This is a genomic window from Richelia intracellularis HH01 (assembly GCF_000350105.1).
GTDB lineage: Bacteria > Cyanobacteriota > Cyanobacteriia > Cyanobacteriales > Nostocaceae > Richelia > Richelia intracellularis.
Map to the genome: position 1 here is coordinate 1 of NZ_CAIY01000085.1, position 15,218 is coordinate 15,218.

General features: G+C 33.9%; 8 protein-coding genes. 4 read left to right on the plus strand and 4 right to left on the minus strand.

Annotated elements, in window-relative coordinates:
• Nucleotides 1-1,014 precede the first annotated feature (1,014 nt).
• Complete coding sequence (locus RINTHH_RS09225) at nt 1,015-1,989, minus strand: ribose-phosphate pyrophosphokinase (RefSeq protein WP_044304995.1); 975 nt, start codon at nt 1,987-1,989, stop codon at nt 1,015-1,017.
• 854 nt (nt 1,990-2,843) lie between these two features.
• On the opposite strand from RINTHH_RS09225, the gene RINTHH_RS09230 reads away from it, so the two are divergent.
• Nucleotides 2,844-4,367 carry a serine/threonine-protein kinase gene (locus RINTHH_RS09230; protein ID WP_008235734.1) on the plus strand — a complete coding sequence of 508 codons (1,524 nt, stop codon included), beginning with the start codon at nt 2,844-2,846 and terminating at the stop codon, nt 4,365-4,367.
• A 1,102-nt stretch (nt 4,368-5,469) separates the two neighbouring features.
• Here RINTHH_RS09230 and RINTHH_RS09235 read toward each other — a convergent pair.
• Together RINTHH_RS09235 and RINTHH_RS09240 are read right to left on the minus strand one after the other, a co-directional pair.
• A complete protein-coding gene (locus RINTHH_RS09235; RefSeq protein ID WP_044304978.1) occupies nt 5,470-7,032 on the minus strand; it encodes an NAD(P)H-quinone oxidoreductase subunit N in 1,563 nt (520 codons plus the stop codon).
• Between the two features lie 357 nt (nt 7,033-7,389).
• Complete coding sequence (locus tag RINTHH_RS09240; protein WP_008235736.1) at nt 7,390-7,704, minus strand: RNA recognition motif domain-containing protein; 315 nt, start codon at nt 7,702-7,704, stop codon at nt 7,390-7,392.
• Between the two features lie 681 nt (nt 7,705-8,385).
• Here RINTHH_RS09240 and topA point away from each other — a divergent pair.
• The 3 genes from topA (at nt 8,386) to RINTHH_RS11400 (ending at nt 13,632) form a co-directional block, all read left to right on the plus strand.
• Complete coding sequence (gene topA / locus RINTHH_RS09245) at nt 8,386-11,043, plus strand: type I DNA topoisomerase (protein WP_044304979.1); 2,658 nt, start codon at nt 8,386-8,388, stop codon at nt 11,041-11,043.
• 2,366 nt (nt 11,044-13,409) lie between these two features.
• Nucleotides 13,410-13,496 (plus strand): cytochrome b6-f complex subunit PetN, encoded by an 87-nt coding sequence (gene petN / locus RINTHH_RS10550; protein WP_081606249.1) that lies wholly within the window; start codon nt 13,410-13,412, stop codon nt 13,494-13,496.
• 4 nt (nt 13,497-13,500) lie between these two features.
• A complete protein-coding gene (locus RINTHH_RS11400; RefSeq protein WP_008235738.1) occupies nt 13,501-13,632 on the plus strand; it encodes a hypothetical protein in 132 nt (43 codons plus the stop codon).
• Nucleotides 13,633-14,342: 710 nt separating this feature from the next.
• Here the strand turns inward: RINTHH_RS11400 and rph are convergent.
• Nucleotides 14,343-15,092, minus strand: coding sequence for a ribonuclease PH (rph, locus tag RINTHH_RS09255; protein WP_008235739.1), 750 nt, complete (start codon nt 15,090-15,092; stop codon nt 14,343-14,345).
• Nucleotides 15,093-15,218: the final 126 nt, after the last annotated feature.

The following is a 15,218-nucleotide window of genomic DNA, read 5'->3' on the forward strand; positions in this document are numbered from 1 at the left end:
TTAAGCTTAAGTATATTATTTTTTCTAAAAATAGAATTATACTAAATATTTCTTAATTGAGAAAATGAATATATTTATACAATTCCATGTTTGAAGACTGTTTAGCAGTTTTATTTGAAGAAATTAGTAAAGACTCAGAGAAAACAGCTATATGGTAGGAAAAAAATGTAATTAGAAAATACAAGTGATAATTACATCAATCTGGTCTAAAAAAAATTATAAAAAATATATTTATGTATAAGAAATGATAAGAAATCAAACACTAATTTAAAATTTTAACGAAGAATCAAAACCAAATGCTTAGCCCAACTCATATATTATTACCTATGAAAAGAATATATATAATCATAGGTAATAATATAAAGATAGAAAAAATAAATTTTTTCGTGGTGTATAATAAGGAGAAAATTATAACCTAACAAATTATAAAAATTATGATAGTTGAAAAAAAATAAATTTTTCGTAATCCCAAATAATAAATCTAATTTTGGAAGAGATAAAAATTTAGATTGTATATTCTCTTAAATAGTAATTATGATTGAATAAAATTAAATGTTGGTGGTTTATATTCAAGTAGCTTATAAATAAGCATTGTTAGGTATTTAAGTAATTTTATAGTTGCTTGAATACTATACTCACGAATATAATTATTTTATCTACACATTGATATATATATATGCAATATCTCTATTTGATAAGGAAGTTTAATTGATAAAATCAGACCCTAGTCATATTACTATTATTAGGAATACTATTACCTTCATCCCTATAGATGATTTAATTAAATTTACCTAATAGATTCAGGAAAATAACGGTTAATTTGGTTATTTTGTTTCTAAGCAATAGAATTTTATGTCAACATCCACAATCGTCTTAATACCTACAACTTTAGATACTAGTAAGTCACTGTCAGAACCAATTAATCACTCATTTTAAATGAGAAAAGGGGCTGGACAAGCCTTACCATACCTAACCCTTAACCCCTCAAATTAGAAAATAGTATTTATTAATTGACTAACGAAACATACTACTTACAGAACTATCTTCATGAATTCGCCAGATAGTTTCCCCCAATAAATTCGCCACAGAAAGTACTGTTAATTGTGTAAAATGCTTACGTTCTAGAAGGGGAATAGTATTTGTGACAATCACTTCCTCAAAAACACCACTAGATAAACGTTCAATTGCTGGAGGAGAAAATACTGCATGGGTGGCACAAGCATAGACTTGTCGCGCTTCATGTTCCCGCAATAACTTAGCTCCTGCTGTAATAGTTCCACCAGTATCAATCATATCATCGACGAGTACAGCTGTTTTGCCTCTAACATCGCCAATGACATTTAACACTTCAGCAACATTATGAGTCTGACGACGTTTATCAATAATGGCTAGAGGGGCATCATCAAGCTTTTTAGCAAATGCTCTAGCCCTAGCTACACCGCCAACATCCGGAGATACAACTACAATGTCAGAAAGTTTTTTACTTGCCAAATAATTAATTATTACTGGCGAACCATAAACATGATCTAACGGTATATCAAAATACCCTTGAATTTGGGAAGAGTGTAAATCCATTGCTAAAATTCGATTAGCTCCAGCTTGGGTAATAAGATTCGCTACCAATTTGGCCGTAATTGATTCCCTTCCAGCAGTTTTGCGATCAGCACGGGCGTAACCATAATATGGTAGTACAGCCGTCACCTGCCTTGCAGAAGCACGACGACAGGCATCAATCATAATCAACAACTCCATTAAGTTGCCATTCACAGGATTACAACTTGGCTGAATCAAATAAACATCACAACCACGGATTGATTCCTGGATTTGAACATACAGTTCCCCATCTGCAAATCGCTTGCGAATCATTGGCCCTAAATCAAGACCCAGATAACGAGCAACTTCTTGAGAAAGTTGCATGTTGGCAGAGCCAGAAAAAAGCCTCAGGCGGTGTTTCTCTGTCAGTCCTGTTGCTGCTGATGGCATTTTCATAGTTGCAGAATTTAGCACAGCATATCCTCGATGTGCATTCGTGGCAATCTTCTCATTAAACACCTGACAGGTTGAACCGGAATAATCTGGTCATACTTTTTATATATTCTATTGAAGCTTTCATAAAAATTTGCAACATTTCTCCATACGACTAATTAATTTTCTTTACATGAGCTTTGGATAAATACCTTATGCTAAGTTTCTAGATATCTCAACTGATAAATACAAACCCTAATGAGATTATTAGAGTTTTAAAATACAGATTTAGGTTTGTAAGCCTATTGATATGGATGATAGGAAAATTACCCTCACCCACTCTAATCAGATGAACTAGCAACTGAGACTTCAGCACTTATTGTGTCATCATAAAAAATAACTATACTCCCTGTAAGTAAAAATGACTACAATAGAAAATGAAAAGGGGAACTCAATACTAACTAATAGTTAATTTTATATTAATTGAGAAACTATTAAAGACAAGATAAATTATATATGTACAATCGGATACCTAGCCTTAGCTTTTAAAAAATGTATAAATATTCTATTTATATCTGAAATAACATCATGAAGTAATTGACCTAGATGAAGCCTGACTTTTCAAAAAATGAAGAATTTTGTGGAATAGCATAAACTTGCCGCAATAAGCCTATGATTAAAAGATTTCACTAGATTAGATTTGATAAAGATGCAAGGATTATTTTGAGCTTTTAAGCTATTGTTATAAAGGTTTATTTGATTCATTTCTACTCACAAAATGTCAATAAGATAATTTGAGTTTGACTGATTTTTAGAAAAAAGAAAAATTTTTCCGGTTAGTTGTTTGCCTCCCTCTAGATTATTACAATCAATCAAAAATGCAATCACCAATTACCACTGGCACAATTTTCCAGAATCGTTACCGAATCATCAAAACTCTTGGTCAGGGTAGTTTTGGAAGAACTTATCTGATAGAAGACCAAAGGCGACTTAATGAATTATGTATCCTCAAAGAATTAATTCTCACCACGATAAGTGCTTCCAGTTGGCAAAAGGCACGAGATTTATTTTGTAGAGAGGCTGAGGTTTTACATCAAATAAAACATACCCAGCTACCACAATTACGGGAACAATTTGAACAAGACCAACGGTTATTTTTCGTAAATGAATATATTGAGGGGAAAACATACCGAACTTTATTAGACAAACGTCAGGCTAATAGTAGTGTATTCACACAAACTGAAGCAATTCATCTGATGAAGTCACTTTTGCCAGTACTGGCTTATATTCATGGAAAAGGTATTATTCATCAGGATATTTCACCAGAAAATATTGTCCTACGTGATAGTGATCAATTACCAGTATTAATTGATTTTGGATTGGTGAAGAAATTAGCTAGTCGCTTACAATATCCTATTACCACAAGCTGTAATGCCTATATAGGTAAATTAGGTTATTCTCCTAGAGAACAAATTCAGATGGGAAAAGTATACCCCAGTAGCGATTTATATTCCTTGGCTATGACAGCAATTGTATTATTAACAGGGAAAGAACCTCCAGAACTTTTTGATGAGCAGAAATTAACTTACAACTGGCAAGATTTGGTTACCTTAAATCCAAAGTTTTCCCAATTGCTGAATCGGATGTTGAGTTATCATCAATGTGAACGCTATCAAAATGTAGTAGAGCTAGCAGAAATAATAGAAGTAGTGGAGGAAATATCTATAATCAATATGAATATATCTGAGATTCAATCCAGTGTCACAAATCGTAAACCTAATCGTGTGAGATTAAATCCTCTAGCTAGAGATAATACAGTTATTCCTGCTTCCTTAACTTCTATTTTAAATACCCCCCTGATACTTGGGGCTTTTGGTGCAACTATAGTAGTTCTGTCAGGATTGAGCTCTTGGGCTTTGGTACACTCAATCCGCACTCAAAAAAATAATCAACCTATTAGTGATAAACCACTCCAAACTTCTTCCTTACCTAGTATTAGTAAAAGTTTTACACCAACCCCTATAATTGTGAAACAACCACCCATTGAGAAGAAGTTCAAGCGTCTTATTTTCAATTCTTCTAATACAGCTAAAGACAATGGTAGCATCACATTGAATCAACTGATTCGTTATACCTTTCAAGGTCAAACAGGACAGCAAATCACAGTAATGTTGGCACAAGAAAGCGGAGTACACTTTAATTTTTTAGCTCCAAATGATCAGCTAATAGAGAATACATCTGAAAATTCCTCTTTTTACCAAGGAATATTACCTGTTGATGGTGAATATAAAATTGATGTAACTACATCGCTGCAGGTCGATGAAAGTGATTACAGTCTTTATGTAGGAATAGAAGCTATCACTCAACCTGTGACTAATGATACTTCTACAGATATTTCTTAACTTATACCAAGACTCCCAGATGTTCCCTCTGCATCATTAGCTCTTATTTCCACTTCTATTTTGACAGTTTCTGTTACTGCTCCCACCTCAAAACAGGTACAAGATAATTCCTAGTTTTTTTATATATTTCAATACATAAGGTATATTAAAAAGGTTTTTTTGATGAGTATCCAAAATAGAGTATAGCTACTAGCAAGGTCTTAAGCAGAGCATATACATTTAGTTAATCAAAGACCAATGATTGACTTTGGATTAAATTGTGACTTGACTTAAGTACACTGTAAAAAGCCTAAAAAATAAAGATATTAACTTCTTAAGTAATGGCTGGATAATTCTCTGCGAGAAAATATAGTTCAGATTTATTCTCAAGAAAAATAGCTATTTGTAATAATGACTTTGCTAAACAAACCCATAAGAATTGACCATTAACATATTGGCTATTGTGTGATTGAGTTAACTCAAAGTCAACCATGTATTTTTGGAACTCATAAAAAGTACTTCCTAGTTAGCAATAAATCTAATTAGTAAAAACCTAAAAGTTATATAACTATAAAGCACTATTGACAAGAAATATTGGAATAGTATTAAACTTAGAGACTACTATAATAATGAAAAATTATTTTAAACTGTATCTATTAATATAAACTATTTTCTGAAAAAATCAAATCTACCCTTCCTATCATACAATGTTTCTGTATGATTTGTTTTTAATCCTTGTATGACTTTCTCAACTAAAAGCTGTTATTTATTTCATAGAGATTTTAATATTGTAAGTGCTTAACTTCTTTCTTAAAATGCTTTCTATTTGGCTTAATAACTTTAGTTAGCCGATAACTTAAGACATCTGAAAAAGCATCATTGGAATTATGTTGATGGTTTCATGTTTATAATCGACTAGCTATATTTAATACTATCTCTATTTTTTTAGATTATACTGGAAAAGTATCGTGATATTGAGCAACCCCAGCCAACTTGTATACACTTACTCCATAACGCTTATAGCTATAAGACAAATCTCTAAGAAAATACCTCAGAGCTATGAAAGTGGAGGGGAGGTGATGTGATCACCTCCCCTTAAGTTAATATCCTCTAGTTAATAGACTTATAATTCCTCTGTAGTACTTGGCCCAATTCCACCAAGTTGAGTTATTTCCACCATACTATTTGGGAACATAGAAGTATGGGTAATGGAATTACTTGCCAAAGTAAACAAGGGATTTGATAAAATCCCAGCAATGGAAGTAGCAATCAAAGTTACTATTAGTACAATCTGCAAAGGTCTAAATCCTGGGAGATTCCAGGTGATTTTTGGATAATTCTTAACCACTTCCGACATTTCCTGGGGTTCCTTTACTACCATCATTTTGACCACACGAATGTAGTAGTATATGGAGACAACGCTGGTAATTAATCCCAACACAACTAAGCCATAAAGCTCTGCTTGCCAGCCAGCCCAGAATAAGTAAATTTTTCCAAAGAAACCAGCAAGTGGAGGAATACCACCTAAGGATAATAGAGAAATACTTAGACCGAAGGTTAGAGTTGGATCTTTCTGATATAAGCCAGAGTATTCAGAAATTTGGTCTGTTCCTGTGCGTAGGGAGAACAAAATTACACAGGTAAAAGCACACAGATTCATAAATAAGTAAACCAGAAGATAAAATACCATACTGGCATATCCTGTTTCTGTGCCTGCAACTAGGCCAATCATTACAAATCCTGCTTGGGCAATAGATGAATAAGCCAGCATACGTTTCATACTGGTTTGTGCAAGGGCAACCACATTACCCAAAATCATACTTAATACGGCGAGGGTAGTAAATACAAGCTCCCATTCCTCTACTAACGACGGAAACACATTAGTTAAGATTCGAATGGCGAGGGCAAATCCTGCTGCTTTAGAGCCTACAGACAAAAAGGCAATTACTGGTGTGGGTGCACCCTCATAAACGTCTGGTGTCCACTGGTGGAAAGGTGCAGCAGAAATTTTGAAACCGATGCCTGCAGTCATAAATACTAAGGCAATAACAATAGCTAAGGATTGACCTAAATGACCATTGGAAATGCCATATGCAATCGCATCTAGTTGAGTTTTTCCTCCAGATAGACCATAAAGTAGAGATACTCCGTAAAGAAATACTCCGGTGCTAGCAGCCCCAATTAGTAGATATTTTAACGCAGCTTCGTTGGAACGGTTATCGCCTTTGGTATAACCAGTCATCAAGTAAGAGGAAATACTCAAAGTCTCTAGAGAGATAAAAATCATCACCAGATCTGTAGCTCCGGAGACAAACATTCCTCCTACAGTAGCAGTTAGCAAAAGTGCAATGAATTCTGCTAATGCTGTTTTACTTTGTTCAATGTAACTAATAGAGATTAGAACTGTGATAGCAGCAGACAAAGCTACAATACCTCGAAAAATAATGCCGAAGTTGTCTGCATTGAAAGAACCACCAAAGGAGATAGGATTAGTGTTATCCCATTGAAAATATAGAGCCACAATTGCTGCAAACAAACCTGTTACCGCTAAATACCCAATCCAGCGTGAGGATGTACTTCCTACAATTAGGTCTATAGTTAAAACCCCCAGGAGAGTAATAATTACTATACCCTCTGGCAAAATTGTCCCTGTATTCAGTTGGGAGGCAAAATTGGCGAAATCCATGAAATATAGGTTTTGGCTATTGGATATTCAGACTAGCTGAGTTAATTTTATTGCTTCTTTCGAAACTTCTGCGAATATATTATTCTTTTTATCAGGAAGATAATATTTACTCTCGGCAAAATAAAACACTGAAACTTGGTAGAGATATCAAGAAACACAGGTGCCCAGGATTAATAAGTACAGTCTTTAAAAATATGAAGCAACAAGCAGAGAGGTTATCTACTGACCTGCCTGCTTGCAAATTAGTAGAGCAATTTTCTACTGGTACGCTGTAACTGTTTCAATTTTGCACTGATAAGTTATTATTATCAAGGAGGTTTAAGATACTACATTGCTTACTGAATTTTACTGAAAATACTAGTAACTCCTAGAGAATCTACTATTCCCCGAGTCTCCCCAGTTTCCGTTGCCTGAGCGGTTGTTCTTATTTTCACGGGGTCTTGCTTTGTTGACCTTCATAGTGCGACCCATCCAGTCAGCACCATCTAAAGCTGCGATGGCAGCAGTTTCTTCTTCTTCCGTTTCCATTTCTACAAAGGCAAAGCCACGTTGGCGACCAGTTTCTCTATCCATTGGGACTTGTACTCTTTTAACTTTACCATAATCGGAAAATACTTCATTTAAATCTTCTTCTGTAACTTGGTAGGATATATTACCCACGTAAATTGACATGAAACTCTCCAGAATTTGATGATGCAGAGACGTTGATCCGGAGAGACGCTTGCAATCTTAAACAAAACAAGAACATTACTGCCGAACTTAATTCTCTATGCCCTATCCTAGCACAAGTTTTAGGGAAGGGAGTTCTAATGTAATTGTCTGTAAACAGCTTTGTAAATTGGAACTTTAAGATACATTTTTTACTTAACGAATACCATAATATCTGCTTGAAAAAGTCTAAAAGTCAAAATTAAATTTTCTCAAATTAGTGTTGCTTCCAAAATTGCTTAAAACCAATATATTTGTATTGAGATAAAAAGGAAATTTTTATCTAGTAGCCGCAAATTAATATGATTGGTATAAGTTAAAGATTGAAATATTTATTTGGAAATAGAAATTATAGTTGTGTTCCTAATTCTACTTTCAAAATACTTTTATTTCTTATGCTGACTGTTATGGAAATACCTAGTATCTACGATTTAAACTCTAAATCAACGCAAAATCTTTTAGATATAGTATAAAACTTAGTTGATGACCTATCCATGGATGGATATAAACTGGATTCAAACAGTGGTGATATTCATGTCAGGATAAAATCATATTTCTTTGTTTCCAACGCTTAGCCATTGTAATTACCCCTATAAATCTCAAAATCCAATTTTGAGTCTAGCTGCTATTTTTTCTAAAACTTCCATGCCAACTCTCGTCATTGTCGAATCTCCCACCAAAGCTCGTACCATTCGCAACTACTTGCCCAAAGACTATCAAGTAGAAGCTTCCATGGGGCATGTCCGTGATCTGCCCCAATCGGCTGGTGATATTCCCAGCAGTATAAAAGGGAAGAAATGGGCAAAATTGGGAGTTAATGTGGAATCAGATTTTGAGCCACTGTATGTTATACCCAAGGATAAAAAGAAAATTGTTGCCCAATTGAAAGAAGCATTGAAAACAGCTTCAGAATTGATTCTAGCAACTGATGAAGATCGAGAAGGTGAGAGCATAAGTTGGCATTTGTATCAACTCCTCAAACCCAAAATTCCTACAAAACGTATGGTATTCCATGAAATTACCAAAGATGCGATCACTAAGGCCTTAAATAATTGCCGTGATATTGATGAGAAGTTAGTGCGTGCTCAAGAAACTAGACGTATTTTAGATCGCTTGGTAGGTTATACTCTCTCACCACTATTATGGGAAAAAATTGCCTGGGGATTATCTGCAGGGCGAGTTCAATCAGTCGCAGTACAATTACTGGTAAAACGGGAAATACAAAGGTGTAGTTTCCATCAAGGTTCTTACTGGGATTTAAAAGCAACATTATTTACTACCAATCAACAAAATAATTCCAGTCAGTTTTTTGAGTCCCAGTTAGTAACTTTAGAAGGGATAAGATTGTCAACTGGCAATGATTTTGACCCCAAAACTGGAAAAATAGTTGCTGGAAATAATGTAGTTTTGCTCTCTGAAAGCGAAGCAAAAGCACTAAAAGATGATCTACAAGACCAAACTTGGACTGTCAAAGAGATTGATGAGCGTCCAGTTGTCCGTAAACCGGCTCCACCATTTACTACATCCACTCTGCAACAGGAATCCAACCGTAAACTACGCTTGTCTGCTAGGGATACTATGCGAATTGCCCAGAGTTTATATGAGCAGGGTTATATTACGTATATGCGGACAGACTCAGTAAATTTGTCAGAACAAGCAATTACGGCAGCACGCAGTTGTGTTAAACAACTATATGGCAAGGAATATTTAAGTACTAAGGTAAGGCAATATACGACTAAATCTAAAGGTGTACAGGAGGCACATGAAGCTATTCGACCTGCAGGTAGCACTTTTCGTACGCCTCAAGAAACTAAATTAAATGGCAGAGAATTGAAGATTTATGAACTGATTTGGAAGCGTACAGTAGCCTGTCAAATGGCTGATTCGCGACAAACCACTATTTCTGTTCAATTAGATGTGGGGAATGCTGGTTTCCGCTCTTCTGGTAAGCGGATTGATTTTCCAGGATTCCTACGAGCTTATGTGGAAGGTTCTGATGATCCCGAAGCTGCAATAGAAGATCAAGAAGTTATTTTGCCTCCTCTAACCATTGGTGAAAATCCCCAATGTAATATTTTAGAAGCAGTAGGACATGAAACTCAACCCCCTGCCAGATACACAGAGGCAGCATTAGTGAAGACTTTGGAGAAAGAGGGTATTGGTCGTCCTAGCACTTATGCTAGTATTATTGGCACTATTACTGATAAAGGTTATGCTCAGTTAGTTAATAATGCGCTAGTGCCTTCTTTCACAGCCTTTGCTGTTAGTAACTTACTAGAAAAATATTTTCCAGATATTGTTAGTCCTAGTTTTACTTCCCAAATGGAGCAAACCCTAGATGATATTGCTACGGGGGCAGTTCCCTGGTTGCCTTATTTAAAAGACTTTTACCTAGGCGAGAAAGGCTTAGAGCCGTTAGTTAAAGAACAAAAAAGTCAAATTGATGGAAATATAGCTAGGACCGTTTTACTAGAAAATCTAGATGCAAAAGTCCGAATTGGCAAATATGGAGCTTATATAGAAAAGGATAATGGTGGGGAAGTTGTTACAGCTTCTATCCCAAAAGATTTAACTCCTTCGGAGCTTGATCCCCAAAAAGTGGAAACTCTTCTCAAGCAGAAAACAGCTGGTCCTGATGAAATAGGTAAACATCCAGATATGGGAGAACCTATTTATGTACTTATTGGGCCCTATGGTCCTTATGTACAGTTAGGAGAAAAAACTGAGGAAAATCCAAAGCCAAAACAAACTTCTCTTCCTAAAGGTGTAACCCCTGAAAATATTACCCTGGAAATTGCTATGGGTTTGTTATCTCTTCCTCGAACATTGGGCAATCACCCAAAAACAGGTGCCTCTATTCAAGCAAGTTTAGGAAGATTTGGTCCATATGTGGTCAATAAAAAAGGTGTTGAAGGAAAGCCAGACTATCGCTCTTTGAAAGGGGAAGATAATGTGTTAACGGTTACCCTGGAAAGGGCACTAGAACTATTATCTGAGCCAAAAAAGACCCGAAGTAATAGTAAATCTAAAACTGCATTGCGGGAGTTAGGAGCCCATCCAGAAGATGGAGAAATAATTAACATTTACGATGGTCCCTATGGACCTTATATTAAGCACGGCAAGATTAATGTCAGTATTCCAGAAGGACAAACTATTGAGGAGGTTAGTTTAGCCAAAGCTTTAGAATTGTTAGCTAATAAAACTCCAACGCAAAAAAATACGCGTAGGAAAATCAAATCTTCAACTACTGCAAATCCCAAATCAGATAAAACTTCTAATAAGAAAACAAAAACTACCAAGTAAAGCTAGTCAGTAAATCACATAAAAGTTCAATGCAAGTACATCTCATTACTAAAGTTTAAACTGAATTCTAAGTGTTTAAGTCAATCTCTCTAAGAGTAATTGGAACTTAGAATCTAGATGCCAAGGATAATGTAAAATTTTAGGTGCTTAGACAAAATGCGCCTGTTTTTTTGCTGATTTTGAATGGCTTATTACTAAATCAAATAATTGGAAAAGTATCGATATAATCTATAATTCTTAAATTTTTGATTTGTATAGCAGCAGATATTATTTACTTACTAGTAGTTCTGCAAATTTTGATGTTTTTTTTACAGTCTGAGCTATTTTCTTGGATTTCTAATCATTTTAGTTAAAATTGTATTGTTTGAATAATTACCATTTATCAGTATTTTATTATATAAAGGGGGCAATTACTTCATAGTCAAAGATAGATAAATAATATTGACTAAGGTTCATTAATAGGTCAAGGGAAATTTGCCTGCTTGAAAATCAAAAAGTCTGAACACCGGCACCAGTGAAAAGCATTATATAACTGCATCTTAATGTAAGTAATATAATGCTTTTCGATAAAAATTAGTTTAGGAAAACCTAAATCACCCTTATTATATAGTCAAAGAATTGGTTTATCTCAAAGTAAAAAAATCAATTGAGAATTTTTAAGAATTTGTTGTCAATGCTAATCTGGATCAGAAAGTATTAGTTAATTAGTACAGAATTTTTACAGATCTTAAAATTTTCTAGGCCTTCATCATAGTTATGATAAGATTATCATGCCCCATAAGAGAAATAATTAAAGTTAATTTTATCTGATAATTAAGAATTGATAGTTGAGTTAATCAAATTTAATTTATGAGAATGTTTTTTAGGGACTAAAATCCCATATTTATGTGAATAAAAGAAAAGTTAATCACAGGTAGATAGGAAGCTTTAGTGATCCATCTGATGACTTCTATAATTAGGTTATCAAACTTTAATTTGACGAAATTTGAAACTAAACTTTACATGATAAGTAAAACTACAGAGTGTCAAATTAAACCCTGAGTTATTCCTCAATCAATCCATTGGTGTATTTATCAAGCTAAAAATTGGAAAAAATTCTAAAACCTAAACACAAGAGCTAACCTTCTCATCTCTATATGACTGTTTTATTAATAACTACAAACTAATACTTCTAAGGACTGATACTTTTAACATATAGTTACTTTTTATATTGGTTAAGAAATACTGGTAATTACAGATAATATTCTGATTGGAAAGGATATCATTTCTTATGCTTTACTTCTAATATCTTATTAATCTAAGAGGTGTTTGATGAGTAAAATTTTAATGATGACCATTACTAATATAATTACATCTATAATTATAGCTTTCTGGATAGTATTGATAGCTATTGTATCAGTTCAAAACTACACGCTTGTGTCCCTGAGTTTTTTTAATTTACAATCCATTAAAATCCCATTTGGGATACTAATAGCATTGAGTTCTAGTACTGGTATAATAAGTATGGAGATAATACAACTCTTTTGGAATATTGGCGTTTATACACAGAGCAATAATATCAACAATGCTGAGTTTTTTGTTGATGAAGAGTAGTCTTGAAGATTGTCTAAAATTAATTAAAGGCCTAGGGGATTTGTTTAGCAAATGAATATGGTATTAGTCTGAGCTAGAATACTCTAGTTTAGAGCCTATAATCTTGATTTTGCACTATAAATTTATAAAGTCATCATATAAATAGCATCATAACATTGTTATCATTACATTGGAATTAGGGTTTAGCATTTACTCGTACCTGATAATTTTTTAATATGTAGGAAATATACAGATTCTTATAAAATACTTATGTACAATTTAACATGGTGAATCTTTAAATTTTTAGTTAGCAGAAAAGATTTTTTGCTGTTACGCTATTATTCTCGTATTTATCTAAATTAAAAGTACTAGCATCATATAACAGCAGAAGAATCTTTAAGTATCTATTGTCATCAAATATTTAAAATGCTTAGAGGCTGAAATAGTTCAAATAATAATATCTATTTATCTAATTTTTTACGATTAAAATATAGTCTCACTGAGTGGTATATAGACAAATGGTAAATATTTTTTTGTTTAACGATAGTATAATTAATATTAATATTGAGATAATACTGAAAGTATTCTGTAAGAACAATTGTAAGTAAATTTGATTAAATATCAAATACCAACCTCTAATAATAAAGGATATGGAAAGATATTATTGTATTTATCTTATTTGGCCTCAAATTAGGTAACTGGAGGTTCTAAATTTCGAATTGTGTAAAACATTCAAATATAACCAGTATGATTAAAATGGAAGTCGTTTTGTACATTTACACAAAAATACTACTATGATTCTGACACTAGGTTGGGTTTCCCTACTAACTATTTTCACATGGTCAATTGCTATGGTAGTTTGGGGACGTAACGGACTGTAAAAGCATGTTGGGAACTCCATTACTCAATGTTTTGGCCCTAGTAGCTTTCATTTTAATTATTGTAGTTACAGGTGGTGTCTTTTATCTCACCTTGGTTGCTTGGAACTATCGCCGCCGCCAAGAACAAGAAAAATAAGACTTGCAGGAAAATACCCCTAAAAGGTAGTAATTCCAGATAATTCAATGATTTTTACTTGGCAGTAGGGCTTTCTTATAAATATGGGCTTGGCCCTTAAATTTATTATCTCCCTGCTGTTATTTTTATGTAGTAGTTAATGCTGGCATCAGAAGGGGCTGTATAGCCCTTCGGTATCTTTTTCTTATGTAGAAGATTAAAGTAAACCCATCTAAAATGTGGGTATTCAGGACTATAGTTTTGACCGCTATGAGTCTTACTTAAGCTAGAAAGAGACGTATCTATAGACCCAATAATTATAATTAATAATTTCTTAGATAGGTGATAAATTACCAGTGACAAAATCCCATAAAATTCAAGAGATCTCAACTTCGATGAAACTTTGTTTCTATTAATAGAGAGTAGTATTTTATTATTATTGGAATATCTAAATTACCTTAGGACTTCAATAAGCTTGTCTTGTATTTCTCAAAAATATCAGTAGTAGGACTTCTTTTTGATTAGTTTATGGAATATAGGTAACTAGTCTGGAAGTGTGAATTATTGCCGAGAATATAAGAGATTTTTAACATAGCTATAATTTATCCATGTTTTCATAAAGTAGTTTGGTGCAAGTTTTTATGTCTGATAACTTTTCAAATATTTTTTTAGGTTTTAAACTCTGGACTATGTAATCAAAACTATCTGTCTACATACTATACTATGACATCTTAATCCTTCTCCTCATGAATCTCTTTTCGCCATTCTTTTATTATTGCTTGTTGAGCTGATAGTAATTCTTGAATACCTTTTTCTGCGTAGTTTAGGAGTTCATTTAACTGAGAACGTTTAAAACTGTCTTTCTCCGCTGTTCCTTGAATTTCAATAATATCTAAATCCTGGTTCATTACCACATTAAAATCTACAGTTGCAGCTACATCTTCAACATAGTTTAAATCTAAATAGGGCTTTCCACCTAGTAGACCCACAGAAATTGCTGCAACTTGTCCAATAATTGGCGACTTTTCTAAAACACCCTGATGTAGTAATTGCTCAATTGCTCCAGTCAAGGCAACAAAGCTACCTGTAATTGCAGTTGTTCGAGTACCTGCATCTGCCTGGAGAACATCTGTATCTATAATTATGGTGCGTTCTCCGAGTATTTCTAAATCCAGCACAGCTCTTAAACTTCGTCCAATGAGTCTTTGAATTTCTTGAGTTCTCCCTGATAATGTTAATAATTCCCTGGGCTGTCGTTGTTGAGTTGCTGATGGTAACATTCTATACTCAGCGCTTAACCAACCCTTGCCACTATCAACCAAAAACTTGGGCACTTTATCATCCAAACTTACGGTACAAAGCACATGAGTATCACCACATTTTGCTAATACAGAACCAAGAGCAAAATTAGTGAACCCCTGTTTAAAGGTTACAGGACGAAGCAAATCTGCTTTACGACCATCTGGACGTTGCCAAACCATTCAATTACCCTCAAGAACTCTTAATATACAGTCATCAAGTCATTATCTCACAATTAAATATAGTGCATCCCTTCCTAGTACGTAAATGAGGAAGAGCACTACTTATGTGCCTTATTTGACTTTATC